This is a genomic window from Mycobacterium sp. 29Ha, assembly GCF_032883055.1.
GTDB lineage: Bacteria > Actinomycetota > Actinomycetes > Mycobacteriales > Mycobacteriaceae > Mycobacterium > Mycobacterium gallinarum.
In genome coordinates, this window is sequence record NZ_JAMQTI010000006.1 from 184,232 (window position 1) to 208,410 (window position 24,179).

Consider the following 24,179-nt stretch of genomic DNA (forward strand, 5'->3'; position numbering starts at 1 on the left):
ACTTCTTCTGCATTTCGTCGATAACGATGCCGACCGCCCGCCCGCGCTACCCCGCCGAGTCACATTTGAAACTCCAATCACACCAGTCACAGCGCGCCTCCCGGCAAACCCGCCTGCAACGTCCTAATCTGCGCTCACCATGGCGAACGTACGAACCTCGTCCAAACGCGCTGCTGCCCTGGTGGCGGCCTTGTTTCTGCTGACCTCGCCCGCGGTGGCCGCCGCTCAGCCGGATGCCGCGCCGGACACGAACGCTTGTCCGTACAAGCAATCGACGCCACCGGCCGTCGACGCGTCCGAGGTGCCCAAACCCGGCCAAGCCGCACCCGGTCCGCTGCCTGTCCCGGCCAAGCCGATGGGCGGCGATGCGCTCTCGGGTTGCGGCGTCATCACCGCGCCCGGCACCCCACCGCTGCCCAACGACATCTCGGCCGGAGCATGGCTGGTCGCCGACCTCGACACCGGCGACGTCATCGCCGCCAAGGATCCGCACGGCAGGCACCGGCCCGCCAGCATCATCAAGGTCCTCGTCGCAATGCAGGCCATCAGGGAACTGCCGATCCACAAGGTCGTGCCGGGCACCGCTGAAGATTCGGCGCAGGAAGGCACCAAGGTCGGCGTCGGCGAAAACGGGCACTACTCCATCAACGACCTGCTGCACGGTCTGCTGATGTATTCGGGCAATGACGCCGCACACGCGCTGGCGGCCCAGATGGGCGGAATGGAAACCACGATCGGCAAGCTCAACGTCCTTGCCGACAAGCTCGGCGGGCATGACACGCGAGTCGCGACGCCGTCGGGTCTCGACGGTCCCGGCATGAGCACGTCTGCCTACGACATCGGCCTGTTTTACCGATATGCCTGGCAGAACCCGATTTTCAGCGACATCGTCAGCACGCGCACCTTCGACTTCCCGGGTCGTGGTGATGCCGGCTATCCGATCGAGAACGACAACAAGCTGCTCGCCAACTATCCCGGCGCTCTCGGCGGCAAGACCGGCTTCACCGACGACGCGGGCCAGACGTTCGTGGGTGCGGCCAACCGTGACGGACGCCGACTGGTCGCGGTGCTGCTGCGCGGAACCCGCCAGCCGATCGCACCCTGGGAGCAGGCGGCGCATCTGCTTGACTACGGCTTCGCGACGGCGCCGGGCACCAAGGTCGGCACTCTGATCGAACCGGACCCTTCGCTGCTCGCGCCGAAGCCGGAAGCGGCCGCAGGAGCCGAGGCGCTCAACGCCGCACCGGTACTGCCCGACATCGACGCCACGCCCGTGCGCGTGGGTGTCGGCATCGCCGGCTCGATCATCGTGTTCGGGCTCATCATGGGCGCCCGGTCACTCAATCGCCGCCCCCAGCACTGATTTCAGGCCCCGCGGCGACATCGAGTCACGGCCCCCACGCCGGTCGGGGCAGCGCCGCGGACTTCTTGCCAAGCTTTCCCGATCGGACCTGCGCGGCGAGGCTGTCGAGTATCACCCGTGAGCTCATCAGCGCGGTCTGCTCCGCCCAGTCATAGGGCGGCGAGCACTCCACGACTTCGATACCGGCCAACCCGGGCTCGGACACCATCTTGACCAGGTTCAGCGCTTCGCGCGGCAGCAGCCCACCCGGCTCGGGCCAGCCGGTGCCCGGCACGAAACCGGCGTCGATCACATCGATGTCGAACGACAGATAGACCGCTTTGGCGCCCTTCCATGCGATTTCGAGGGCCATCTCAGCGATTTTCTCGACGCCGACACGTTCCACGTCGCCAACGGTGATGACCGTCGACTGGCGTTCGCGGCCGACCTTCACGCCCTCGCGTGGGCTCTGCCAGCCGCCGATGCCGATCTGGACGAGGTTGGTCGCGGGCGCGTTCTTGATGTTGGTCGCGTGGAACCAGGGGGTGGTGTGCATCCGCTCGTCGAGGTCCGTCTCCTGGGTGTCGACATGGCGGTCGAAGTGGATGATGCCGATGTTGCCGTCCATGTAGGGCGCCAGCCCGCGAACTGTCGGAAAGCCGATCGAGTGGTCGCCACCCAGCACGATCGGCATGACGCCCTTCTGCGCCACATGTGCCATCGCCTGACTGATCTGGTCGAAAGACTTCTCCAGATTGCCCGGGATCGTGAACACGTCGCCGATGTCGACCATGTTCAGCTGCTCGCGCAGGTCGACCCCGGACTCGTAGTTGTACGTGCCGAACAGGTTCGTGGAACGACGAATTCCCTGCGGACCGAACCGGGTGCCAGGCCGATAGGTCGCACCGGCATCGAGTGGCACACCGAAGATCGCCACCTCGGCGTCGTCGACCTCGTTGACATCCTCGATGAACGGGCACTTCAGGAATGTGCCGCGCTCACCCGCGAAGTGCGGTTTCTCACCGCGGACGAACGTCGAGATGGTTCGGTCGTTGATGGTCGGGGCGGCCTCCAGGCCGTAGCTCAGACCGCGATCGATCTCCTCGCGAAGCCGGCGATCGCCGAGATTTGCCTCGACTTGCTGCGCCCACGCACCTTCGGCGTTGGGCAGCGACGGATCCGGACGGTCGGGGTAGCCAGACGAATCGGACACGAGATTCTCCTCACGCGCCGTCTTGTCGCTGACCGGGTACGACGCACCTCGTCCGGGGCGCCGGATCTCGCAGCGCCTGACGCCATTGTTGGCACGTCTGTGAATCCGTGTCCAGCGCTGAATGAAACGCATCGTTAACACCGGACGCGACGACACGTAATCAACCGGGCTTTTCCTGACGTGGACTCACAGAAAGTTGTGGGGCGCGTCTAGGGTTCCGCCGGCACGCCGGGCCTGGTCCGAGAGACGCAGGCGGCCAGCACCGACGCATGACCGTTCCACGGCGGGACAAAAGCCCGGGAGACTCCAGCTTCATACAGGAGACTCCAGATGATTCTTCTCGGCGTGGCGATCAGCATCGCCGTTGTCGTGGCCGTCGGCTTCTACGTGTCCAAGCGTATCGAGGGCGACAGCTCCAATTTCCTTGTCGGCGGCCGGATGTTGCCCTTCTGGCTCGTCGGCGGCGCACTCATGGGCGCGGCCGTCGACACCAACGCGACCCTCGGCAACACCGACCTCGCCTTCGAATTCGGCTTCTGGGCCGGCGCGGCGCTGCCCCTGGGTCTGGCGCTGTGTCTGACGATCACCGGCATCTTCTTCGCCAAACCGATGAACCGGATGGGGCTGACGTCGTTTCCCGACTACTACCGGCTGCGGTTCGGGCGTTCGGTCGAGGTGGGCGCCTCGGTTCTCCTGGCCGTCGCGTTCTGCATGCTGGTGGCCGGCAACCTCGTCGCGGGCGGGTTCTTGTTCAACTACTTCCTCGGCATGCCCTACTGGCTGGGTGTGGTCCTGATCGCGGCAATCGCGGTGGCCTACACCGGAACCGGCGGCCTGATCGCCGACGCCTACACGGCGATCATCCAGATGTCGCTGATCCTGATCGGCGCGATCGGGCTGCTCGTGTGGATGACCACGACGCACGGTCTCGATATCGCCGAGGGCACGGGACCTTTGGCGCTCGGCCAATTGTCCGACCCCGCGCAGGGCGCGGTCATCAACTGGGCGACGCTGATCGCACTGGGCATCGGTGACATCGTCGCGATCGACTTCATGGCCCGCGTGTTCTCCGCGAAGTCGCCCGAGGCCGCGCGCAAGGCCTGTTTCACCGCGGCGGCAGGCACCGTCGCAATCTGCGTTCCGTTCGGATTGGTTGTGCTAGCGGCACATTCGTTCATGCCCGCGGAGCTCGACGGCCCGGTGCTCTTCGTCCTGCTGGACCAGTACGCGCCAATCGGACTGACGGTCCTCGTGCTGTGCGGGCTGGTCGGTGCGTCGATGTCCACTGCGAACGGCGCAATCCTGGCCATCTCGAATGTCTGCGTGCGCAATCTGGGCGGTGTCCGCCGCGTGCACGAGCCCGGCAAGAAGGATCCGCTACTGAAGGCAACGCGGATCGCAATGGTGCCGATGACGCTGTTCTCGATCCTGTTCGCGGTCTACGTGCAGCAGACGGGAATCTTGCTGACGCTCGCCTTCGACCTGATGCTCGCGTGCCTGGCCGTGCCGTTCATCCTCGGGTTGGTGTGGCGCCGAGGGACCACCACGGCCGCGGTCGCCGCGATCGGCGTCGGGTTCGTTGTCCGGATCGTGCTGTTCGTCATGACGCCGACGATGTTCGGGGTCGAGAACACGATCCTCTACATCCCGAACAGCCTCATCACCGCATCGTTCGACGGGTGGCCCACCTTCATCGCATTCGGGGCCGGCTTGCTGACCTATGTCGTGGTGTCGCTGATGACACCGCCGGCACCGTTGCGCGGCCTGGACATTCAGGTCGCGCAGGATGTCGACGATGCCCTGGATTCCACGACAGTGGAGACCGAGACGGAGCCTGTGCTCGCGGGGTGAGGCTGCGCGCGTATAGCGCAGCCGGGGCTTACGGGCGGCGGCTCCACCGCGAAATCCCCAACGCACCAACGGCTCCCAGGGCGGCCGCGGCCAGCGCACCGCGAATCCCCAGGCCCTCTCGGAACTCGACGCGCGGGGTGATCTGTGCCGGGTTGGGCGGATCGACCGGAGCCGTCGCCAGGTTGTCGGATGACGTCGCGGCCCACGCCGTGGCGAACAGAATGAGCCGAGAGGTGATGTAGGCGAACACCATCAGGCCCAGCACCGGACCGAACGTCGCGCCGGCCGGGCCGGTCACCACTGAACGCAGGTAGATCGACGCCAACTGCTTGAAGACTTCGAATGCCACCGCGGCCATCAGCCCGGCCCTCAGCGCGCTGCGGAAGCTGACCGACTCCCGGGGCAGACGCGCGATGACCCAGGTGAACAACCACCAGGTGATCAGCACCGATACCGCAAGCGAGGCCACCCGCAGCGCTATGCTGACGCCCGGAACATCCTGCAGTCCAACCCATTCCAGCACCTGCTTCATCGCGCCCGAACTACCCAGCACGGTGAGCCCGATCGTCAGCACCAGCGCGAGGAACAAGCCCACCATGGCCGTCAGATCTGACAACTTGGTGCGGACGAACCCCTTCGCCTCGTTCCGCGCCCCTCCCCACATCTGACTCAACGCTTCACGAAGGTTCGCCATCCAGCCCAGGCCGGCCCATGCGGCGGTCGCGAGGCCGATGATGCCGACGGAGGTGCGCGATTCGATCGCCGAGTCCATCAGATCGACCAGTTGCTGGCCGACGTCGCCGGAGATCGTCGACTTGATCCGCTCCTGGATCTCGGCGAGCAGCTCGGGCTGGCTCGCCAGAATGAACCCGCCAATCGCGAACCCCACCATCAACATCGGAAAGAGCGCGAAGATCGTGAAGTACGTGATGCCCGCGGCGTAGAAGTCGCCCTTGCTCTCCTGGTACCGCTCTTGGGCGCGCATCACATGGTCGAACCAGTGGTATCGCGCGCGAAAGCGGTCGAGAATTCCGGGTTTGGACTCGTCCGGATTGCCCGGCTCGACCGGAGGTGTCATTCAAGCCTCCAAGCGAGTTGCGGGCGTTGGCTAGGTCCCCCGGGGAAACCCTAAACGGTCATATACCCGCTGCAGAGTGTTTGAAGACACCTCTCTGGCGCGCTCGGCGCCGGCGGCCAGCACCGACTCGAGCTCGGCCGGATCGGCCATCAGTTCATCGACACGCGCCTGGATCGGCGTGACGAACTCGACTACCGCTTGGGCGGTGTCGGCCTTCAGGTCGCCGTAGCCGCGGCCCGCGTACCCTTCGACGAGCTTGTCGACGTCGGCGCCGGTGATCGCGGACTGGATGCTCAGCAGGTTCGACACGCCGGCTTTCGCGGCCGGGTCGTAGCGGATCTCGCGCTCACTGTCGGTCACCGCCGACCGGATCTTCTTCGCGGTCTTCTTCGGATCGTCGAGCAGACTGATCAGCCCGGCGTCGGTGGCCGCAGACTTACTCATCTTCGACGTGGGGTCCTGCAGGTCGTAAATCTTGGCGGTGGCCTTCTGGATCAGTACGTCGGGCACCACGAAGGTGTCCGGAAAACGGGCGTTGAAACGTTGGGCGACGTCGCGGGCCAACTCCAGATGCTGGCGCTGGTCCTCCCCGACCGGAACCAGTTCGGTGTCGTAGAGCAGGACGTCGGCGGCCATCAGCACGGGATACGTGAACAGCCCGACGGTCGTGGCCTCCGCACCTTCCTTCTGCGACTTGTCCTTGAACTGAGTCATCCGTGACGCCTGCCCGAATCCGGTGAAACAGCCGAGCACCCAAGCGAGTTCGGCGTGCTCGGGCACCTGGCTCTGGACGAAGACGGTGGACCGTGACGTGTCGATGCCGAGCGCGAGGTATTGCGCGGCGGTCACCATGGTGCGCCGACGCAACTCCTCGGGATCCTGCGGGATGGTGATCGCGTGCAGGTTGACCACGCAGAAGAAGGCGTCGTAGTCGTCCTGCATGCCCACCCACTGCTTGATGGCGCCCAGGGCGTTGCCCAGGTGCAGGGAGTCAGATGTGGGTTGGACACCGGAAAAGACGCGACGCGCAGTGCTCATGATGCGTCAATCTTGGCATGGTCAGCCAATGGCTTTTTGAGCGCTCTGTTCCCGGGACTCCTCGATGGCCCTGCGCGCGAAGACCCACCGTTCCGTGATCGCCAGCTGGCTGCGGCCGCGGCCCAGGAAGGTGATGAACCAGGAGTACACCGCGACAATGCGGTTTCGGCTGCCCACGAGGTAGTAGAGGTGCAGACCGAGCCACGCGAGCCAGGCCAGGAACCCGCCGAACTCGATCTTGCCGATCTGGCACACCGCGCTGAACCGCGAGACGGTGGCCATGCTGCCTTTGTTCAAGTACTTGAACGGCTTTCGTTCGCCTGCCGAACCCTTGAGTTCGCTCTTGATCTGCTTGGTGGCGTAAACCGCGCCCTGAATCGCGCCCTGCGCCATCCCCGGGACGCCGGGAACGCTCATCAGGTCACCGATGACGAAAACGTTCGGATGCCCCTTGACCGTGAGGTCAGGCTCGACGATGACGCGTCCGGCCCTGTCGACCTCGGTGCCGTCGGACTGCTCGGCGATCAGCTTGCCGAGCGGGCTGGCCTGCACGCCGGCTGACCACACCTTCACCGCGCATTCAATCCGCTTTTCTTCACCGTCTTCCTTGACGGTCAGGCCCATGTAGTCGACATCGGTGACCATCGTGTTGAGCTTGACCTCGACGCCCATCCTCTCCAGCCGGCGCTGCGCCTTGAGCCCGAGCTTGGGCCCCATCGGGGGCAGGACTGCAGGGGCGGCCTCGACCAGGATCACCCGGGCCTCGGTGGGGTCGATGGTGCGGAACGCACCGGCCAGGGTCCGATCGGCGAGCTCGGCGATCTGTCCGACGACCTCGACACCGGTCGGTCCGGCGCCGACGACGACGAATGTCAGCCGGCGCTTGCGTTCGGCCTCCGATGTCGTCACCTCGGCCGCCTCGAAGGCGCCGAGGATCCGGCCGCGCAGCTCCAGCGCGTCGTCGACTGTTTTCATGCCCGGAGCGAAGGCCTCGAAGTGGTCGTTGCCGAAATAGGACTGCTGTGCGCCTGCGGCCACGATCAGACTGTCGAACGGCGTGACCCGCTCCCAATCGAGCAGCTTGGAGGTGATCGTCTTGTTCTCGAGGTCGATCCCGGCCACATCACCGAGCAATACTTCGGCGTTCTTGTTCTTACGCAAGATGATTCGCGTCGCCGGCGCTATTTCACCGACCGACAGGATGCCGGTGGCGACTTGATAGAGCAGCGGCTGGAACAGGTGGTGGGTCGTCTTCGCGATGAGGGTGACGTCAACGTCCGCGCGCTTGAGGTGTTTGGCCGCGAACAGCCCACCGAAGCCGGACCCGATGATGACGACGCGATGACGCCGGGGAGCGATGGGTTCGTCGGTCATTGGCCGACCCTAACGGTCATGCGCTCCGCTCACAGTCCACAGCAGGTGAATATTCGACGGTGACCGGGGCATGGTCGGACCAGCGCAGCGCATAGGCCTCGGCCCGCTCGACCCTGGCGGATACGGCTCGCGCCGCGAGCGGTTGGGTGGCGAGCTGGTAGTCGATCCGCCAGCCTGCGTCGTTGTCGAATGCGCGGCCCCGCCAGGACCACCAGGCATACGGGCCTGCGACGTCAGGATGCAGCACCCGCACCACGTCGACCCAGCCGGACGCAAGTAGATCCGTCAGCCAGGCCCGCTCACTGGGCAGAAAGCCGGACTTCTTGACGTTGCCCTTCCAGTTCTTGATGTCGCTCTCGGTGTGCGCGATATTCCAGTCGCCACACATGACGGCGTCGCGGCCCGCCGCGGCCAGGACGGCCATCCGGGCCGCCAGCGTCTCCATGAACCGCTCTTTCTCCGACTGGCGCGGCGTATCCGCTTCGCCGGTCTGGATGTACAGGCTGGCGACCGTCGTGCCCGCGGTGTCCACCTCCAAATAGCGGCCGTGCGTACCGAATTCGTCCGAATCCATCAGCCGCGCGTCGTCGATCGGATGCCGCGAAAGGATCGCAACGCCGCTACGCCCTTTGACATGCGGCTCCGCCGACGCCAGTTGCCACCCGTCGGCCAGCACCGGCGCCAGCGCAGTCGAGACTTGATCGTCGTCCGCGCGGGTCTCCTGCAGGCACACGACGTCGGCGGTGGTGGCGGCGAGCCACGGCAGCAGCCCGAGGTTCTCCGCTGACCGCTCCTTGATCGCCGCGCGGATGCCGTTGACGTTGATGGTGCTGACAATCACGTGCCAGACCCTAACCATCGGCCGGGCTGCGGGCTTGCGGTACCGGCGGTACCACCTTTAGTGTCGGGCAGATGATCGAGCGCGCACCCATCCACCTGGGCTCCGGCGAACCACTGCTATTGCTACACCCGTTCATGATGTCGCAGAACGTGTGGAAAGGCGTCGCACCTCTGATTGCTGACACCGGTCGGTACGAAGTGCTGGCACCCACCATGCCCGGCCACAACGGCGGTATCAAGGGCAGGTTCTTCCTGGACACCGTCGAGCTGGCCGACGATATGGAACGCCGGATGGACGCGCTGGGCTGGGACACCGCGCACATCGTCGGTAACTCGCTCGGCGGTTGGGTGGCCTTCGAACTGTCGCGCCGCGGCCGCGCCCGCTCGCTGACCGGCATCGCGCCCGCCGGCGGCTGGCATCGTTACACCCCCGCCAAGTTCGAGATCGTGTTCAAGTTCGTGGCCGGCCTGCCCGTTTACCTAGGCGCCAAGCTGCTCGGCCAGCGTGCGCTGAAGCTGCCGGGCGTGCGTCATCTCGGTTATGTGCCGATCAGCGCTAAAGCAGACCGCCTCAACGACGAGCAGTGGCTCGACATCATCGACGACGTCACCCACTGCCCGGCCTACTACCAGCTGCTGATCAAGTCGCTGCTGATGCCCGGCCTGATGGAATTGGCCGAGGCCAAGACGCCGACGCATCTTGTCATCTGCGAGAAAGACCGGGTGCTACCGCATCCGAGGTTCACCCGGCACTTCACCACTCACCTGCCGGAGTCCACGCAGATCACGCATCTCGACGACGTCGGGCACATCCCGATGTTCGAGGCGCCGCGCCGGGTCGCCGACCTGATCGTCGAGTTCACCGACCGCCACGCGACGCCTCCGCCCCACCAGGCGATCGGCTAGCCGCTGCGCCCCTCGGCCCTGACCACTTCGGCGAGTGACCGCGGCCGACGGCCGGTGATGCGCTGCACCGACTCGGTGACCCGGTTCTCTGCGCCCGCTGCAATGACCGCGTCAAGGCTCGCCAGCAAGGTGGCATAGTCCGCGGACAACCCGGCGCTGGTGAACAGCGCAACGAGAGTGTCGGGGTCGACCGATCGGTGGCGCACCATGTGGCCGACGGCACGCGAGATGATGTCGGCCGCTTGGGCGTAGCTAAGCGCTTCGGGACCGGTGAGGACATAGTCGGTGTTGTGCGGGGCGTGGTCAGTGAGCACCGTGGCCGCGACTGCAGCGATGTCGCCGGCATCGATGAAGGCCACCTTGGCGTCGCCGGTGGCGGTGACGATCTCGCCGTGGCGGACGGCGTGCGCGAGGGGATGGTCACCGAAAAAGTTCTGCATGAACCACGACGGTCGCAACACCGTCCACTCCGGCATCGCCGACGCGATCATGCGGTGTACGACGCCGGGTCCCGGGGCGCCCGCCTCGACGGCCGACGAGCTCAGCGTGACGACACGTTGCACTTTCGCGGCAGTTGCTTCGTCGAGAAAAGCTTCGACCTGATGACTGGGGTCGACCACCTCGATCGGACCGACCAGGTAGACCGCGTGCACGCCGCGCAGCGCGTCGGCGAATGTCGAGGAATCGTCCCAATCGAACCGGACCTGATCTGACGAACGCGGCCGACGCGTCGCGGAGCGATACGCCACCCCACGACATCGCAGTTCAGCGACCACGCGCGAGCCGGTCGTTCCCGCCGCTCCCGTGACGAGGACCGTCACCGCGCATCCGTCCCGCCGAACGCGGCCACGAACTCCGGCAGGCCACCAATGATGTCGGCCGCGGCCGCGGGGCTCCAATAGTCGCGGTAGCGGGTGATGCTCCCGTCGCGGACGGTGACCACACTGATGTAACGCATTTCGTAGGGCTTCCCGCTCGCGACCACGGTCCCGGCGGCGGCGAACTCGACCACTGCGACGTCGGGCGCGTCGGTGGCATGGATGTGCGGGTCAACGATGCGGTCGATGTGCAGCGTGTTCGGGTAGTCCTTCAGATATTCGTGGATCGCGGCGCGTCCACGGACCTGCTGCGGATACCCGGGCGGCGCGAAGGGGAACTCAATGACCCCGTCGTCCGCCCACAGGTCGGCGAACCCCACAAAGTCGTTGGCGGACAGCAGGCTCAGCGCTCGTCTGGTGACAGCGATGACATTCATGAATGTGCTCCTAATAGGACGATACGGTGTCGTCCTATCCAACTTAGCACGCGCCGGGTCGGTACCGTCCTGGCCCTATGCTCATGGGCATGTCACCAAGGGCACCGACCGGCGCTGCGCTGCTGCAGCCGCACATCACTCGGGCCATCACCGACGCCGTGCTCGACGAATGGGCCGAACGCGGTTACGGACGGCTCGCGATGGAAGGAGTCGCCAAACGCGCCGGCGTCGGCAAGAGCGCCCTGTATCGCCGCTGGCCGTCAAAGCAGGCAATGGCGATCGCCGTCCTCGGGGAGCTGGGCGTCAGCCTGGCCGCGGCGCCCGATACCGGAAGTCTGCGCTCCGATCTGACCGAGATGATCGCCTCGCTGCTGGCCTGGCTCAATCACCCGCAAGCCTCGCGGATCCTGCCCGACTTGATCGCCGAGACAACACGAGACCCGGCCCTGGGACGGGCGGTCAAGGCGATGCTGGGTGACCCGCGGCGCGAGCGGAGCCGCGTCGTCTTCGAGCGCGCGATCGTTCGGGGGGAACTGCCCGCCGCCACCAACATCGACCTGGTGCTCGACTTGGTTCCCTCGGCGATCTACTGGCGCCAGACCATCCGCGGCGTGCCGGTCACCGAGGACTATGTCGAGCAGCTGACCGAGATGATCTTGCGGGCGATTGCACCGTCCTGACCATGCACCGGCCGGTTCACGGCCGAGGCCTCAGCCGCGCGCGGACTCCAGGGTCGAGTTCAGCGTCTTGCTCGGCCGCATGATCGCGGTGGTCTTCTCCGGGTCGGGCCAGTAGTAACCACCGATGTCCACCGAATCCCCTTGCACCTCTGCAAGTTCAGACACGATGGTCTCCTCGTTCTCGGCAAGCGATTTCGCGAGCGCGGCGAAGTGGTCGGCGAGCTCCTTGTCCTCGCTCTGTTCGGCGAGTTCCTGCGCCCAATACATGGCGAGGTAGAACTGGCTGCCGCGGTTGTCGAGCTCACCGGTTTTGCGCGACGGGCCCTTGTCGTTCTCCAGCAGCTTGCCGATCGCGCCGTCGAGCGTCTTGCCGAGCAGGGTGGCGCGCTTGTTGTCCGTCTTGGTGCCCAGATCCTCGAAGCAGGCGCCCAGCGCGAGGAACTCGCCGAGCGAATCCCACCGCAGGTGGTTCTCTTCGACCAGCTGATGCACGTGCTTTGGCGCCGATCCACCCGCGCCCGTCTCGTACATTCCGCCGCCCGCCATCAGCGGCACGATCGACAGCATCTTGGCGCTCGTGCCGAGCTCCAGAATCGGGAACAGGTCGGTGAGGTAGTCACGCAGGATGTTTCCGGTGACGGCGATGGTGTCCTGTCCGCGGGTGACCCGCTCCAGCGTGTATCGCATGGCCCAGACCTGCGGCATGATCTGGATGTGCAGGCCCTCGGTGTCGTGGTCCTGCAGGTACGCCTTGACCTTCTTGCGCAGTTCGGCCTCGTGCGGACGCTCGGTGTCCAGCCAGAACACCGCCGTCATCCCTGACGCGCGGGCGCGGGTGACGGCGAGTTTGACCCAGTCCCGAATCGCCGCGTCCTTGGTGACGGGCATGCGCCAGATGTCGCCTTCCTCGACGTTCTGCGACATCAGCACCTCGCCGGTGTCGATGTCGACGATGTCGGCGACGCCGTCCTCGGGGATCTCGAAGGTCTTGTCGTGTGAGCCGTACTCCTCGGCCTTCTGCGCCATCAGGCCGACGTTCGGCACGGTGCCCATCGTCGTGGGATCGAACTGGCCGTTGGTCTTACACCAGTTGATCATCTCCTGGTAGATGCGGGAGAACGTCGACTCGGGGTTGACCGCCTTGGTGTCCTTGGTGCGACCGTCGGCGCCGTACATCTTGCCGCCGAGTCGGATCATGGCGGGCATCGATGCGTCGACGATCACATCGCTGGGCGAGTGAAAGTTGGTGATTCCCTTGGCTGAATCCACCATCGCCAGCTCGGGACGGTGCTCGTGGACGTCGTGGATGTCCTGGATGATCTGCTCGCGCTGGAACGACGGCAGCGCCTCGATCTTGTTGTAGAGATCGACCATCCCGTTGTTGACATTGACTCCGAGTTCGTCGAGCACGTCCTGATGCTTGGCGAAGGCGTCCTTGTAGAAGACCTTCACGCAGTGACCGAACACGATGGGATGGCTGACCTTCATCATCGTCGCCTTGACGTGCAGTGAGAACATCACCCCGGTCTTGTAGGCATCCTCGATCTGCTGTTCGTAGAACTCGACGAGCGCCTTCTTGCTCATGAACATGGATTCGATGACGTCGCCGTCCTCCAGCACCGTCTCGGGCTTGAGCACAATCGTCTGCCCGCCCTTGGTTTTCAGCTCCATGCGTACCTTGCGGTCGCGATCCAGCGTCATCGACTTCTCGCCGTGGTAGAAGTCGCCACCCTTCATGGTCGCCACGTGGGTGCGCGACGCCTGGGAGAACTCACCCATGCTGTGCGGATGCTTGCGGGCGTACTCCTTGACGGCGTTGGGAGCGCGACGGTCTGAATTTCCTTCGCGCAGAACGGGGTTCACCGCGCTGCCGAGAATCTTGCCGTAGCGCTCCTTCAGCGCCTTCTCCTCGTCGTTCTTCGGCTGCGCCGGATAGTCGGGAACCGCGTAACCCTTCTCCTGCAGCTCCTTGATCGCCGCGTAGAGCTGCGGCACGGACGCGCTGATGTTGGGCAGTTTGATGATGTTGGTGTCCGGGGACTGCGTCAGCTTGCCCAGCTCGCCGAGGTTGTCCGGGACGCGCTGCTCTTCGGTCAGGTGGTCGCCGAACTCGGCCAGGATGCGGGCCGCCACCGAGATGTCGCTGGTTTCGATGTTGATCCCGGCCGGATCGGCGAAGGTCCGAATGATCGGCAGGAAGCCATAGGTCGCAAGCAGCGGCGCCTCGTCGGTCAGGGTGTAGATGATGGTCGGCTGCTCTTCGCTCATGTGATGCACTCCCGGGGGTCTTCTCGGCCAGTTCGACAAAGCTCCGCGTTGTGCGCGGCGGCTATAAGTATTGCGTCGAACATGACGCTACGCGTGGGCCACGTTGTACTCCCGGGCGGACTTCAGCTACCGGCGGGTAGCTTTCGGCGCATGACAACAGGCTGCTGGCCCGCAGTCAGCCCCATGCGATAGTCTGTGCTCGGTCATGAGCGCCAGCGTCAAGCCCCGGCTTGCTGGCCGGCAACCCTCCAACCGCGGTGGGGTGCTCCGGGTGAAGACCAGGTTGAGTAGCCGCTAGCGAGCGGTTGCCGGCAAGCGCGGGTCCGTTTGACGGGCCCCCTGACACAAATGGAGGGCCGTCTCATGAGCGCGCCAGAAGACCCGAGCCAGAATTGGGCGTTCGAAACGAAGCAGGTCCACGCGGGCCAAACCCCCGATATCGCGACCAACGCACGTGCCCTGCCGATCTACCAGACCACGTCGTACACGTTCAACAGCACCGATCACGCCGCCGCGCTGTTCGGCCTCGCCGAGCCGGGCAACATCTACACCCGGATCATGAACCCGACGCAGGACGTCGTCGAGCAGCGCATCGCGGCGCTGGAGGGCGGCGTCGCCGCGCTGTTCCTGGCATCCGGCCAGGCCGCCGAGCACTTCGCGATCCTGAACCTCGCCAACGCGGGTGACCACATCGTCTCCAGCCCACGGCTCTACGGCGGCACCTACAACCTCTTCCACTACACCCTGCCCAAGATCGGGATCGAGGTCAGCTTCGTCGACGACGCCGACGACCTGGACTCCTGGCGAGCCGCGGTCCGCCCCAATACCAAGGCATTCTTCGGCGAAACGATCTCCAACCCTCAAATCGATGTGCTCGACATTCCATCGGTAGCCGCCGTAGCACACGACAACGGCGTGCCATTGATCGTCGACAACACGATCGCGACGCCGTACCTGATTCAACCGCTCGCCCACGGCGCCGACATCGTCGTGCACTCGGCCACCAAGTACCTCGGCGGGCACGGCGCGGCGATCGCCGGCGTGATCGTCGACGGCGGCACTTTCGACTGGACCAACGGCAAGTTCCCCGGATTCACCACACCCGACCCGAGCTATCACGGTGTGGTGTTCGCCGAACTCGGCCCTCCCGCATACGCATTGAAGGCGCGCGTGCAGCTGCTCCGCGACCTCGGCTCGGCGGCGTCGCCGTTCAACGCGTTCCTGGTCGCCCAGGGGCTGGAGACGTTGAGCCTCCGGGTCGAACGGCACGTGCAGAACGCGCAGCGCGTCGCGGAGTACCTCGCCGGGCACGGGGACGTCATCTCGGTGAACTACGCCGGGCTGCCCAGCTCACCGTGGTATGAGCTCGGAAAGAAGCTGGCTCCCAAGGGAACCGGTGCGGTGCTGGCGTTCGAGCTGGCTGGCGGCATCGACGCGGGCAAGGCGTTCGTCAACGCGCTCACATTGCACAGCCATGTCGCCAACATCGGCGACGTGCGGTCGCTGGTCATCCATCCGGCGTCGACGACGCACGCACAGTTGTCGCCCGAGGAGCAGCTGGCCACCGGAGTCACTCCGGGGCTCGTACGCCTCGCGGTCGGCATCGAAGGTATCGATGACATCCTTGCCGACCTCGAACAGGGCTTCGCCGCCGCCAAACAGGTCAGAGGCTCGGCCGATCCGAAATCCGCGGCGGCATTCTGATGACGTTGCTCGATAAGGAACTCGACGTGAACATCGATGAGCGCGAAGAGCGTGATTCCGCAACGCTGCCCGCCGAAGGGGAAGTCGGCTACGTCGACATCGGCCCGCTGACGCTGGAGAACGGCGCCGTCATCGACGACGTCACGATCGCCGTGCAGCGCTGGGGTGAGCTTTCGCCCAACCGCGACAACGTGGTGGTCGTCCTGCACGCGCTCACGGGCGATTCCCACGTCACGGGGCCCACCGGTCCAGGCGACGAGACTGAGGGCTGGTGGGAAGGCGTGGCCGGACCCGGCGCGCCCATCGACACCAACCGTTGGTGCGCCATCGCCACCAACGTGCTCGGTGGCTTCCGCGGATCGACCGGTCCGAGCTCGCCGCATCCCGACGGTAAGGCGTGGGGTTCCCGGTTTCCGCCGGTCTCGGTGCGCGACCAGGTCGAAGCGGATATCGCCGCCTTGAGCGCGCTGGGCATCACCGAGGTCGCCGCCGTGGTCGGCGGCTCGATGGGTGGCGCCAGAGCGCTGGAGTGGATCGTCGGCCATCCCGACAAGGTGCGCGCCGCGCTGGTGCTGGCCGTCGGGGCCCGCGCGACCGCCGACCAGATCGGCACCCAGAGCACCCAGGTGGCGGCAATCAAGTCCGATCCGAACTGGTGCGACGGCGACTACTACGACACCGGCCTCGCACCGAGAACCGGTATGGAGATCGCACGCCGGTTCGCGCACCTCACTTATCGCGGCGAGACCGAACTGGACGACCGTTTCGCCAACGACCCACAGGGCGACGAGGATCCCGCGGCCGGCGGCCGCTACTCCGTGCAGAGCTATCTCGAGTACCAGGGGCGCAAACTGTCGGCCCGGTTCGACGCCGGCACCTATGTGGTGCTTACGGATTCCCTGTCCAGCCACGACGTCGGACGCGGCCGCGGAGGCGTGGAGGCGGCGTTGCGCAGCTGCCCGGTGCCGGTGGTGGTCGGCGGTATCACCTCGGACCGGCTGTACCCCCTGCGACTGCAGGAGGAATTGGCCGAGCTGCTTCCGGGTTGCACCGAACTGAACGTGGTCGACTCGATCTATGGCCACGACGGGTTCCTGGTCGAGACGGAGGCGGTGGGCGAGTTGATTCGCAAGACGCTGGAGTTGGCCGCGCGGTGACGAGCAGCCAGCAGCGCTCGCTGTCGTTTGGTGCGGAAGCCGCGGCATATGAGCGCGGCAGGCCGTCCTATCCCCCGGAGGCGATCGACTGGCTGTTGCCAGAACGGGCGCGCGATGTCCTCGATCTCGGCGCCGGGACGGGAAAGCTGACCACGCGGCTGGCCGAACGCGGACTGAATGTCATCGCCGTTGACCCGATCCCGGAAATGCTGGAGCTACTGAGCAATTCGCTTCCCGATACCCCCGCACTGCTGGGCACGGCCGAGGAGATCCCGCTGCCCGACGACAGCGTCGACGCGGTGCTGGTGGCCCAAGCCTGGCACTGGTTCGACACCGAGCGTGCCGTCAAGGAGGTGGCGCGTGTCCTGCGGCCGGGTGGTCGGCTGGGCCTGGTGTGGAATGCGCGCGACGAGCGGCTTGGCTGGGTGAAGGATCTGGGCGCCATCATCGGCCACGAAGATGCCCACTTCAACGAAAAAACGACGCTGCCGGAGGTGTTCACGGATGTCGAACATCACCGCGTCGACTGGACGAATTACGTGACACCGCAAGCCGTCATCGATTTGGTCGCCTCACGCAGCTACTGCATCACGTCGCCGGAGAAGGTGCGCACCACGACGCTGGACCGGGTGCGAGAACTGCTGACCACCCATCCCGCTCTGGCCAACTCGAACGGTCTTTCGCTGCCGTACGTCACGGTGTGCACCCGCGCCACGGTGTGCTAGACGTGCCGGATCAGACGCTTTCGACCTTCACGACCATGACACCCCCATCGCAAGCAGAACCGCAGCCGTCGGCGGCGTGACGCTAGCTGGTGCCCAGCGGATCGATAGTCCATGCGATGTAGAGAATCGCCGCGCTGACGCTGGCGGTCGTGGCGACGTCGATGCCGCGACTGCGTACTGCGAGCAGGCCCGCCCGGTCTTCGGGCAGGGTGAGCCTCAGCACCGCGGCGACGGCCACTCCGATCGCGAGGACCAGTGCCCCGCGGCGCCAGTAGCCGGCGACCACGAGCCCGAAGGCCGTCACCACGATGATGCCGGGCAGCAGAATTGGCCACTGCCGGCCGAACACCTTGTGCGCGAACTCCCGCAATGTCACTGATCTGCCAGGACCTCGGCTCGCTCCACCACGTTGGTGAGCAGGAACGCGCGCGTGAGCGGACCGACTCCGCCGGGGTTCGGTGACACGTGACCGGCCACGTCCCAGACGTCTGGGTGCACGTCGCCCACCAGCTTGCCCGCGTCGTCGCGGCTCACTCCGACGTCGATCACCGCGGCGCCGGGACGGACCATCTCGGCGGTCACCATGTGCGGCACCCCTGCCGCGGCGACGATGATGTCGGCCTCGAGGGTGTGCTGGGGCAGATGCCGAGTCGCGGTGTGGCACAACGTGACCGTCGCGTTCTCGGAGCGACGGGTCAGCAGCAGGCCCAGCGGCCTGCCGACTGTCACGCCGCGACCGATCACCACGACCTCGGCGCCGGCGATCTCGACCTCGTAGCGGCGCAGCAGATGCACTATGCCGCGCGGTGTACAGGGCAGCGGCGCCGGCTCGTTGAGAACCAGCCGGCCCAGATTCGTCGGGTGCAATCCGTCAGCGTCCTTGCCGGGGTCGACCCGCTCCAGGGCGGCGTTCTCGTTGAGGTGTTTGGGCAGCGGCAACTGCACGATGTAGCCGGTGCACTCGGGGTTGGCGTTCAACTCGTCGATGGTCTCGTCGAGCGTGGCCTGACTGATGTCGGCGGGCAGATCGCGGCGGATCGAGTTGATGCCCACCTTGGCGCAGTCCGCGTGCTTGCCCCGGACATAGGCATGTGAGCCCGGGTCGTCCCCGATCAGCACCGTGCCCAGTCCAGGCGTGTGACCTGCGGCGGTCAGCGCCGCCACCCGCTCCTTGAGGTCGACGAAGATCTCGTCTCGTGTGGCCTTACCGTCCAATGTGATCGCACCCACGCAAGATTCTCCCGTCGCTTCGCTCGGCCGCGAAGCCAGTCTGGCATGCTCACTGCCTATGAACACACAGCCCAATGTGTTCACCCCGGCCAAACTCGGCCCGGTGACGCTGCGCAACCGAATCATCAAGGCGGCCACGTTCGAGGCTTCTTCGCCGGACGCCCTCGTCACGGACGACCTGATCACTTACCACCGGCTGCCCGCCGCGGGCGGAGTCGGAATGACGACCGTCGCGTATCTGGCGGTGACGAAGGGCGGACGCACCGAAGGCAACGTCATCTGGTGGCGCCCCGAGGCCATGCCCGGACTGAAGAAGCTCACGGACTCGATCCACGCCGAGGGGGCGGCGATCAGCGCGCAGATCGGCCATGCCGGGCCGGTGGCCAATGCCCGCGCGACGAAGGCGACGGCGTACGCGCCGGTGCGGTTCTTCAATCCACTCTCGATGCGGTTCGCCAAGAAGGCGACACGCGACGACATCAACGACATCATCGCCGCGCACGCCAACGCGGCCAGGATGGCGATCGAAGCCGGGTTCGACGCCGTCGAAATCCACTTGGGGCACAACTATTTCGCGAGTTCGTTCCTCAGCCCGCTGATCAATCGCCGAGCCGATGAATTCGGTGGCTCGCTGGAGAACCGGGCCAAGGTGGCGCGCGGCATGGTGATGGCGGTGCGACGCGCGGTGGAGGCCGAAGGCACTCCGATCGCGGTCACCGCCAAGTTGACCATGGCCGACGGCGTGCGCGGGGGCATCTCACTCGAGGAATCACTGCAGACCGCGAAGTGGCTCGAGGAGGACGGCGGTCTGGACGCCATCGAGCTCACCGCGGGCAGCTCACTGGTCAATCCGATGTATCTGTTCCGCGGCGACGCACCCGTCAAGGAGTTCGCGGCGGCGTTCAAGCCACCGTTGCGCTGGGGCATCCGGATGACGGGCAAGAAGTTCCTTCGCGCGTACCCCTACCGCGAAGCGTTCCTGCTGCGCGACGCCAAGCAGTTCCGCGCCGAGCTCAAGATGCCCCTGATCCTGTTGGGCGGCATCACAAATCGCGAAACGATGGATCTGGCGATGGCCGAGGGTTTCGACTTCGTTGCGATGGGACGAGCGCTACTCGCCGAGCCCGATCTGATCAACCGTATCCAGGACGACGGGGACGCCCACTCGATCCGGTCGCTGTGCACGCACTGCAACAAGTGCATGGCGACGATCTACAGCCACACGCACTGCGTGGTGACCGGTTCACCCGGTTAACGAGGCGGTGTCGGCATCTCCACCGCGAGCATCGGCTGCGTACCGAATTGCAGCACCGGTTCGGTGCGCACCCACTCGTCGGTCTTGATGATCAGGTTCTGCGCGGTCACGGTGTAGGTGACGCCGTCCTTTTGGGCGAAGAATTCGCCGGGCACGGTTGGTTCGGCCACCACGGTGAGCACCGCATCCTTGTTGGCCACCTGCGCTCCCCGGTATTGGTAGCGCCCGGCCTGGTCCACGCAGATCGCCACGATGGACTGTTCGGTGCGGCTGAATGCGACCGCCGACTGCGGCGCATCGCAACGAATCTGCGAATCGACGAAACCTCGATCGTCAGTGGGATACGCCGGGTCCGCGGCCGCCATCGGCGACGTGATCGCCGCGGCCGCAGCCAACACCGCCGCCATGCCCGTGAGCAGGGCTGCAGGCGGTTTGGACACCATGATCAACGACACCACGAACACAGCGTCGACGCCGAACGACTCGCCGTACGAACCAACACTTATTTGCGTTTTTCAGCCGGCAGATATGAGTGCCCTGGCGCAGTCGGCAACGATGCTGTCCACGCTGCCGGGAATGGCTTGCTTGGCCAGCAGATGCCGCCGGACGACGGCATAGGGGATGTCGACGATGGCCGCGTTGACTCGATCCGGCTCGGCCCGCACTTCTTTCATGAGGTGCCGCAGTTTGCGGTGCAGGCGCTGCCTGGCCGCGGTCAGGTGTTCGGGCCAGTCCGCGGCGGCCAGCGCGTCGGCTCCGGCCAGCAGCACCTGCGCTTCGTTCGGGTGCTCGCGGCACCACCGCACCGTGAACTGGGCCGCGGCGACACACCGCGTCTGCGGGTCTGCCGGTTCGGATAGCGCCGCGGTGACACCGGAGTGGAAGCGCGTCTCGGTACGAATCCACAATTCGCCGCACAGGGCGGCCCTGGTCGGAAAGCGGTGATACATCGATCCGCTGGGCGCACCCACCGCGCGCGCGACGGCCGACATGGTGACGGCGGCCGGGCCCTCGTCAGCCAGCAGGGTCGCGGCGGCGTCGAGCAGTTGGTCGACGGTGTATCGCGCGGGCCGCGGCATCGTCCTATCATAATAGAGGTCACTCTCTATTATGAGTTTGGAGGCAGCCGTGTCCCTTTCCGAATCCAGTCCCGTCACCGTCGCCCAGCGCTTCTATGACGCCATCGCCCGGTCCGCCGCCGACGAGCTGTTCGCGCTGCTCACCGATGACTTCGTCGGAACGGTCAGCGCGGGTATGCCCCACGATGTCGGCGGTCAGCACAAAGGCCCGGACGACATGATCGCCGGGGTCTGGGGCCGCATCGACGCGCTCTACGACGTGACGGTCAACCCCGTCGAATTCCTCTCGGTCGACGACGACCGGGTCGTCGTGATCGGCCAATACCGGGGTCCCTCGCGCGACGGTGCGACTGCCGTCGATGCCGCTTTCGCTCACGTCATCACCACACGAGGCGAGCGGATAACCGCACTGCACCAGATCACCGACACTGCCCAATGGCGCATTCCGTGTCGATGACTGCGGATTGACGACCCCCAGACCTGCGCCGAGATCGGTGTCATACCGATAGAGTTGGTCGCGATGAGCCGACCAGCCCCACCCGCGCTGACCGTTCGATACGACGGGTCGACCCGAACCTTCGCGCCGGGCAACGACGTAGTCGTCGGCCGCGATCTTCGCGCCGACATCCGAATCGCACATCCGTTGATCTCGCGCGCGCACCTTGTGCTGCGGTTCGACCAGGGTCGGTGGGTCGCCATCGACAACGGCAGCCTCAACGGGATGTACGTCAACAACCGTCGGGTGCCCACTGTCGACCTGCAGGACGGTCAGCACCTCAACATCGGCAATCCCGATGGGCCGCAATTGAGTTTCGAGATCGGGCGGCATCAGGGCGCCGCCGGCCGGACACCGACCCAATCGGTTCCCATCGGCGCGGCGCGCCCGGCTGACACGTCGTGGCCCACGCAGGCACCGGCACATCCGCCGGCCTCCTCGCCGCAGGTTTCGCGGCCGCAGCCGCCGAGCGCGCAGCGGCCGGCGTACCCGTCCGCGCCGCAACCGCGATACCCGTCGTCGCCACAACAACCGGCCGCCCGCGGCGGGCCGGGATATCCGTCCAGCCCGTCGAGCCCCGTGCCGCCGCTGCGGCCACCGCCGATTTCGCAGCCCATGTCGCAGCCGGCGCTCGAGTCGGTCACCGCGATGGGTCCGACGGCCGCCCCACGTGCGGGCGAGGGCAATCTCGCGACGAGCATGCTGAAGATCCTGCGGCCGGGCAAGCCCGCCGCAGCGGCCGGCCCGGGCGCTGTCAAGATCGGCCGCGCCACCGACAACGACATCGTCGTTCCCGATGTGCTCGCGTCGCGTCATCACGCGACGCTGTTGCCCACACCAAACGGAACCGAGATCCGGGACAACCGCAGCATCAACGGCACGTTCGTCAACGGTGCCCGAGTCGACTCAGCGCTACTGCGTGAGGGCGATACCGTCACGATCGGCAACATCGACCTCGTGTTCACGGGCGGCACGCTGGCCCGGCGCACCGAGACCGCCGCCGCCACCCAAACCGGTGGCCTCGAGGTGCACTCGGTCACCTGGACGATCGAGGGCAACAAGACTCTGCTGGACAGCATCTCGATCGCGGCGCGCCCCGGCACGTTGACCGCCGTCATCGGACCGTCGGGCGCGGGCAAGTCGACCTTCGCGAAGTTGGTGGCCGGCTATACCCAACCGACGACGGGCACCGTGTCCTTCGAGGGGCACAACATCCACGCCGAGTACGCCTCGCTGCGCTCCCGGATCGGCATGGTGCCGCAGGACGACGTGGTGCACGGTCAGTTGACCGTCCGGCAGGCGCTAATGTACGCCGCCGAGCTCCGGCTGCCACCGGACACGACGAAGGCCGACCGCGAGCAGGTCGTCATGCAGGTCCTCGAAGAACTCGAGATGACCAAGCACCTGGAAACCCGTGTCGACAAGCTCTCCGGCGGTCAGCGCAAACGCGCCTCGGTCGCTCTCGAGCTGCTGACCGGGCCGTCACTGCTGATCCTGGACGAGCCCACGTCCGGTCTGGACCCGGCGCTGGACCGCCAGGTCATGACGATGCTGCGTCAGCTGGCCGATGCGGGCCGCGTGGTGCTCGTGGTCACGCACTCGCTGACCTACCTCGATGTCTGCGATCAGGTGCTGCTGCTGGCACCCGGCGGAAAGACCGCGTTCTGCGGCCCGCCCAGTGAGATCGGCCCGTCGATGGGCACCACCAACTGGGCCGACATCTTCAGCTCGGTCGCCGGAGACCCGGACGCGGCCAAAGCGCGATACCTCGCCCAGCACGGGCCGCCGCCACCACCGCCGGCGGTAGAGAAACCTTCCGACCTCGGCGAGCCGACGAAGACGAGCCTGCGCAAGCAGTTCTCCACGATCAGCCGCCGCCAGATGCGACTGATCATCTCGGATCGCGGTTACTTCATCTTCCTGGCGTTCCTGCCGTTCATCATGGGCGCATTGTCGCTGTCGGTGCCCGGAGATGTCGGCTTCGGTGTTCCCAAGACCGCGTTGGAAGGCGGCGAAGCCCCGAACGAACCGGGACAGATTCTGGTGCTGCTCAATGTGGGCGCCATCTTCATGGGCACCGCACTGACGATCCGGGCGCTGATCAGCGAGCGGGCGATCTTCCTGCGCGAACAGGCGGTCGGATTGTCCACGACCGCATACATGCTCGCGAAGGTCTTCGTCTTCTCCGGCTTTGCGCTGATGCAGTCGGGCATCGTCGTCGCCATCAACATATGGGGCAAGGGTTGGGGCCCCGGAGCCGTCGAGAGCGGCGCGGTGATACCCAACCGGTCCCTGGAGTTGTACGTCGACGTGGCGGCGTGCTGTATCGGGGCAGCGATGGTCGGCTTGGCCCTCTCGGCGATTGCCAAGTCGAACGAGCAGATCATGCCGCTGCTGGTGATTGCGATCATGTCGCAGCTGGTGTTCCAGGGCGGCATGATCCCGGTAACCGGTCGCATCGTGCTCGACCAGATGGCATGGGTGACTCCAGCCCGCTGGGGATTCGCCTCGACGGCGTCGACGATCGATTTGCTCAGGCTCGTACCGGGCCCGTTGACACCGCAGGACTCGCATTGGAAGCACACCGCAGGTGCCTGGTGGTTCAACATGACCATGCAAGCGCTGATCTGCGTCGGTTACCTGGGCCTGGTGCGGTGGAAGATCCGGCTCGCCGCTGCCGGCTGACCC

Annotated in this window: 22 protein-coding genes and 3 riboswitches; of the genes, 10 read left to right on the top strand and 12 right to left on the bottom strand. The window is 65.9% G+C overall.

Annotated features, from left to right (window positions below; all coding sequences use genetic code 11):
- The first annotated feature begins 139 nt into the window (after positions 1 to 139).
- Positions 140 to 1,363: a D-alanyl-D-alanine carboxypeptidase family protein gene (locus tag M1248_RS10100; protein WP_317148239.1), complete on the top strand. Its 1,224-nt coding sequence runs from the start codon at positions 140 to 142 to the stop codon at positions 1,361 to 1,363.
- 25 nt (positions 1,364 to 1,388) lie between these two features.
- Here M1248_RS10100 and M1248_RS10105 read toward each other — a convergent pair whose 3' ends face one another.
- Entirely contained in the window at positions 1,389 to 2,555 is a 1,167-nt protein-coding gene (locus M1248_RS10105; RefSeq protein ID WP_163735909.1) for an agmatinase family protein, read from the bottom strand.
- A gap of 11 nt (positions 2,556 to 2,566) precedes the next feature.
- Positions 2,567 to 2,635: riboswitch (guanidine-III (ykkC-III) riboswitch) on the bottom strand.
- A gap of 118 nt (positions 2,636 to 2,753) precedes the next feature.
- Positions 2,754 to 2,860, top strand: a riboswitch (guanidine-I (ykkC/yxkD leader).
- Positions 2,861 to 2,885: 25 nt separating this feature from the next.
- Between M1248_RS10105 and M1248_RS10110 the strand changes: the two genes are divergently transcribed.
- A complete protein-coding gene (locus M1248_RS10110) occupies positions 2,886 to 4,406 on the top strand; it encodes a sodium:solute symporter family protein (RefSeq protein WP_163735906.1) in 1,521 nt (506 codons plus the stop codon).
- Positions 4,407 to 4,434: 28 nt separating this feature from the next.
- On the opposite strand, the gene yhjD is transcribed toward M1248_RS10110, so the two are convergent.
- Genes yhjD through M1248_RS10130 form a run of 4 tightly spaced genes read right to left on the bottom strand, consistent with a single transcriptional unit; the run spans position 4,435 to position 8,737 of the window.
- Positions 4,435 to 5,484: an inner membrane protein YhjD gene (gene yhjD / locus M1248_RS10115; RefSeq protein WP_163735902.1), complete on the bottom strand. Its 1,050-nt coding sequence runs from the start codon at positions 5,482 to 5,484 to the stop codon at positions 4,435 to 4,437.
- A 30-nt stretch (positions 5,485 to 5,514) separates the two neighbouring features.
- Complete coding sequence (trpS, locus tag M1248_RS10120) at positions 5,515 to 6,522, bottom strand: tryptophan--tRNA ligase (RefSeq protein WP_317148240.1); 1,008 nt, start codon at positions 6,520 to 6,522, stop codon at positions 5,515 to 5,517.
- A 21-nt stretch (positions 6,523 to 6,543) separates the two neighbouring features.
- A complete protein-coding gene (locus M1248_RS10125) occupies positions 6,544 to 7,896 on the bottom strand; it encodes an NAD(P)/FAD-dependent oxidoreductase (protein WP_317148241.1) in 1,353 nt (450 codons plus the stop codon).
- Between the two features lie 16 nt (positions 7,897 to 7,912).
- Positions 7,913 to 8,737 carry an exodeoxyribonuclease III gene (locus tag M1248_RS10130; protein ID WP_317148242.1) on the bottom strand — a complete coding sequence of 275 codons (825 nt, stop codon included), beginning with the start codon at positions 8,735 to 8,737 and terminating at the stop codon, positions 7,913 to 7,915.
- Between the two features lie 71 nt (positions 8,738 to 8,808).
- Here M1248_RS10130 and M1248_RS10135 point away from each other — a divergent pair, with 71 nt between their 5' ends.
- Positions 8,809 to 9,642: an alpha/beta fold hydrolase gene (locus tag M1248_RS10135; RefSeq protein WP_163735890.1), complete on the top strand. Its 834-nt coding sequence runs from the start codon at positions 8,809 to 8,811 to the stop codon at positions 9,640 to 9,642.
- Here M1248_RS10135 and M1248_RS10140 read toward each other — a convergent pair.
- Positions 9,639 to 10,463 carry an SDR family oxidoreductase gene (locus M1248_RS10140; protein ID WP_163735886.1) on the bottom strand — a complete coding sequence of 275 codons (825 nt, stop codon included), beginning with the start codon at positions 10,461 to 10,463 and terminating at the stop codon, positions 9,639 to 9,641. The two genes, M1248_RS10135 and M1248_RS10140, sit on opposite strands and share 4 nt — an antisense overlap.
- The gene (locus M1248_RS10145; RefSeq protein WP_163735882.1) at positions 10,460 to 10,897 is read right to left on the bottom strand and encodes a nuclear transport factor 2 family protein; all 438 of its coding nucleotides are present in this window, start codon (positions 10,895 to 10,897) and stop codon (positions 10,460 to 10,462) included. The genes M1248_RS10140 and M1248_RS10145 overlap by 4 nt, the downstream gene beginning before the upstream one ends.
- Positions 10,898 to 10,986: 89 nt before the next feature.
- Between M1248_RS10145 and M1248_RS10150 the strand changes: the two genes are divergently transcribed.
- Complete coding sequence (locus tag M1248_RS10150; RefSeq protein ID WP_197905563.1) at positions 10,987 to 11,577, top strand: TetR/AcrR family transcriptional regulator; 591 nt, start codon at positions 10,987 to 10,989, stop codon at positions 11,575 to 11,577.
- Positions 11,578 to 11,607: 30 nt separating this feature from the next.
- Here M1248_RS10150 and M1248_RS10155 read toward each other — a convergent pair whose 3' ends face one another.
- Positions 11,608 to 13,845, bottom strand: coding sequence for an NADP-dependent isocitrate dehydrogenase (locus M1248_RS10155; RefSeq protein WP_163735875.1), 2,238 nt, complete (start codon positions 13,843 to 13,845; stop codon positions 11,608 to 11,610).
- A gap of 201 nt (positions 13,846 to 14,046) precedes the next feature.
- Positions 14,047 to 14,169, top strand: a riboswitch (SAM riboswitch).
- A gap of 24 nt (positions 14,170 to 14,193) precedes the next feature.
- On the opposite strand from M1248_RS10155, the gene M1248_RS10160 reads away from it, so the two are divergent.
- The 3 genes from M1248_RS10160 to M1248_RS10170 are packed head-to-tail and all read left to right on the top strand — an operon-like array spanning position 14,194 to position 17,431.
- A complete protein-coding gene (locus M1248_RS10160; protein WP_317148243.1) occupies positions 14,194 to 15,549 on the top strand; it encodes a bifunctional o-acetylhomoserine/o-acetylserine sulfhydrylase in 1,356 nt (451 codons plus the stop codon).
- Positions 15,549 to 16,706, top strand: coding sequence for a homoserine O-acetyltransferase MetX (locus M1248_RS10165; RefSeq protein ID WP_232076397.1), 1,158 nt, complete (start codon positions 15,549 to 15,551; stop codon positions 16,704 to 16,706). Before M1248_RS10160 ends, M1248_RS10165 begins: the two co-directional genes overlap by 1 nt.
- Positions 16,703 to 17,431 carry a class I SAM-dependent methyltransferase gene (locus tag M1248_RS10170; RefSeq protein WP_163735870.1) on the top strand — a complete coding sequence of 243 codons (729 nt, stop codon included), beginning with the start codon at positions 16,703 to 16,705 and terminating at the stop codon, positions 17,429 to 17,431. The genes M1248_RS10165 and M1248_RS10170 overlap by 4 nt, the downstream gene beginning before the upstream one ends.
- An 82-nt stretch (positions 17,432 to 17,513) precedes the next feature.
- Here the strand turns inward: M1248_RS10170 and M1248_RS10175 are convergent, their stop codons facing one another.
- Both M1248_RS10175 and M1248_RS10180 read right to left on the bottom strand, forming a co-directional pair.
- Entirely contained in the window at positions 17,514 to 17,807 is a 294-nt protein-coding gene (locus tag M1248_RS10175) for a DUF3017 domain-containing protein (protein WP_317148244.1), read from the bottom strand.
- Positions 17,804 to 18,661, bottom strand: a complete 858-nt coding sequence (locus M1248_RS10180; protein ID WP_317148245.1) for a bifunctional methylenetetrahydrofolate dehydrogenase/methenyltetrahydrofolate cyclohydrolase — start codon at positions 18,659 to 18,661, stop codon at positions 17,804 to 17,806. Before M1248_RS10180 ends, M1248_RS10175 begins: the two co-directional genes overlap by 4 nt.
- Before the next feature lie 58 nt (positions 18,662 to 18,719).
- Here M1248_RS10180 and M1248_RS10185 point away from each other — a divergent pair, with 58 nt between their 5' ends.
- Positions 18,720 to 19,916, top strand: a complete 1,197-nt coding sequence (locus tag M1248_RS10185) for an NADH:flavin oxidoreductase (RefSeq protein WP_163735857.1) — start codon at positions 18,720 to 18,722, stop codon at positions 19,914 to 19,916.
- On the opposite strand, the gene M1248_RS10190 is transcribed toward M1248_RS10185, so the two are convergent.
- The gene (locus M1248_RS10190) at positions 19,913 to 20,374 is read right to left on the bottom strand and encodes a hypothetical protein (protein WP_163735855.1); all 462 of its coding nucleotides are present in this window, start codon (positions 20,372 to 20,374) and stop codon (positions 19,913 to 19,915) included. The genes M1248_RS10185 and M1248_RS10190 overlap by 4 nt on opposite strands.
- Positions 20,375 to 20,431: 57 nt before the next feature.
- Complete coding sequence (locus M1248_RS10195; protein WP_163735852.1) at positions 20,432 to 20,995, bottom strand: TetR/AcrR family transcriptional regulator; 564 nt, start codon at positions 20,993 to 20,995, stop codon at positions 20,432 to 20,434.
- Positions 20,996 to 21,044: 49 nt separating this feature from the next.
- On the opposite strand from M1248_RS10195, the gene M1248_RS10200 reads away from it, so the two are divergent.
- Together M1248_RS10200 and M1248_RS10205 are read left to right on the top strand one after the other, a co-directional pair.
- Complete coding sequence (locus tag M1248_RS10200; protein ID WP_232076396.1) at positions 21,045 to 21,452, top strand: nuclear transport factor 2 family protein; 408 nt, start codon at positions 21,045 to 21,047, stop codon at positions 21,450 to 21,452.
- Between the two features lie 63 nt (positions 21,453 to 21,515).
- Positions 21,516 to 24,176 carry an FHA domain-containing protein gene (locus M1248_RS10205; RefSeq protein ID WP_317148246.1) on the top strand — a complete coding sequence of 887 codons (2,661 nt, stop codon included), beginning with the start codon at positions 21,516 to 21,518 and terminating at the stop codon, positions 24,174 to 24,176.
- Positions 24,177 to 24,179 lie beyond the last annotated feature (3 nt).

Bases quoted from the DNA above. Each gene is read 5' to 3' on its own strand.
- M1248_RS10195 (WP_163735852.1), bottom strand. From the start codon at position 20,995: ATGCCGCGGCCCGCGCGATACACCGTCGACCAACTGCTCGACGCCGCC.
- M1248_RS10145 (WP_163735882.1), bottom strand. From the start codon at position 10,897: ATGAATGTCATCGCTGTCACCAGACGAGCGCTGAGCCTGCTGTCCGCC.
- M1248_RS10150 (WP_197905563.1), top strand. From the start codon at position 10,987: ATGTCACCAAGGGCACCGACCGGCGCTGCGCTGCTGCAGCCGCACATC.
- M1248_RS10110 (WP_163735906.1), top strand. From the start codon at position 2,886: ATGATTCTTCTCGGCGTGGCGATCAGCATCGCCGTTGTCGTGGCCGTC.
- M1248_RS10135 (WP_163735890.1), top strand. From the start codon at position 8,809: ATGATCGAGCGCGCACCCATCCACCTGGGCTCCGGCGAACCACTGCTA.
- M1248_RS10160 (WP_317148243.1), top strand. From the start codon at position 14,194: ATGGAGGGCCGTCTCATGAGCGCGCCAGAAGACCCGAGCCAGAATTGG.
- M1248_RS10100 (WP_317148239.1), top strand. From the start codon at position 140: ATGGCGAACGTACGAACCTCGTCCAAACGCGCTGCTGCCCTGGTGGCG.
- M1248_RS10165 (WP_232076397.1), top strand. From the start codon at position 15,549: ATGACGTTGCTCGATAAGGAACTCGACGTGAACATCGATGAGCGCGAA.
- yhjD (WP_163735902.1), bottom strand. From the start codon at position 5,484: ATGACACCTCCGGTCGAGCCGGGCAATCCGGACGAGTCCAAACCCGGA.
- M1248_RS10155 (WP_163735875.1), bottom strand. From the start codon at position 13,845: ATGAGCGAAGAGCAGCCGACCATCATCTACACCCTGACCGACGAGGCG.
- M1248_RS10205 (WP_317148246.1), top strand. From the start codon at position 21,516: ATGAGCCGACCAGCCCCACCCGCGCTGACCGTTCGATACGACGGGTCG.
- trpS (WP_317148240.1), bottom strand. From the start codon at position 6,522: ATGAGCACTGCGCGTCGCGTCTTTTCCGGTGTCCAACCCACATCTGAC.
- M1248_RS10125 (WP_317148241.1), bottom strand. From the start codon at position 7,896: ATGACCGACGAACCCATCGCTCCCCGGCGTCATCGCGTCGTCATCATC.
- M1248_RS10185 (WP_163735857.1), top strand. From the start codon at position 18,720: ATGAACACACAGCCCAATGTGTTCACCCCGGCCAAACTCGGCCCGGTG.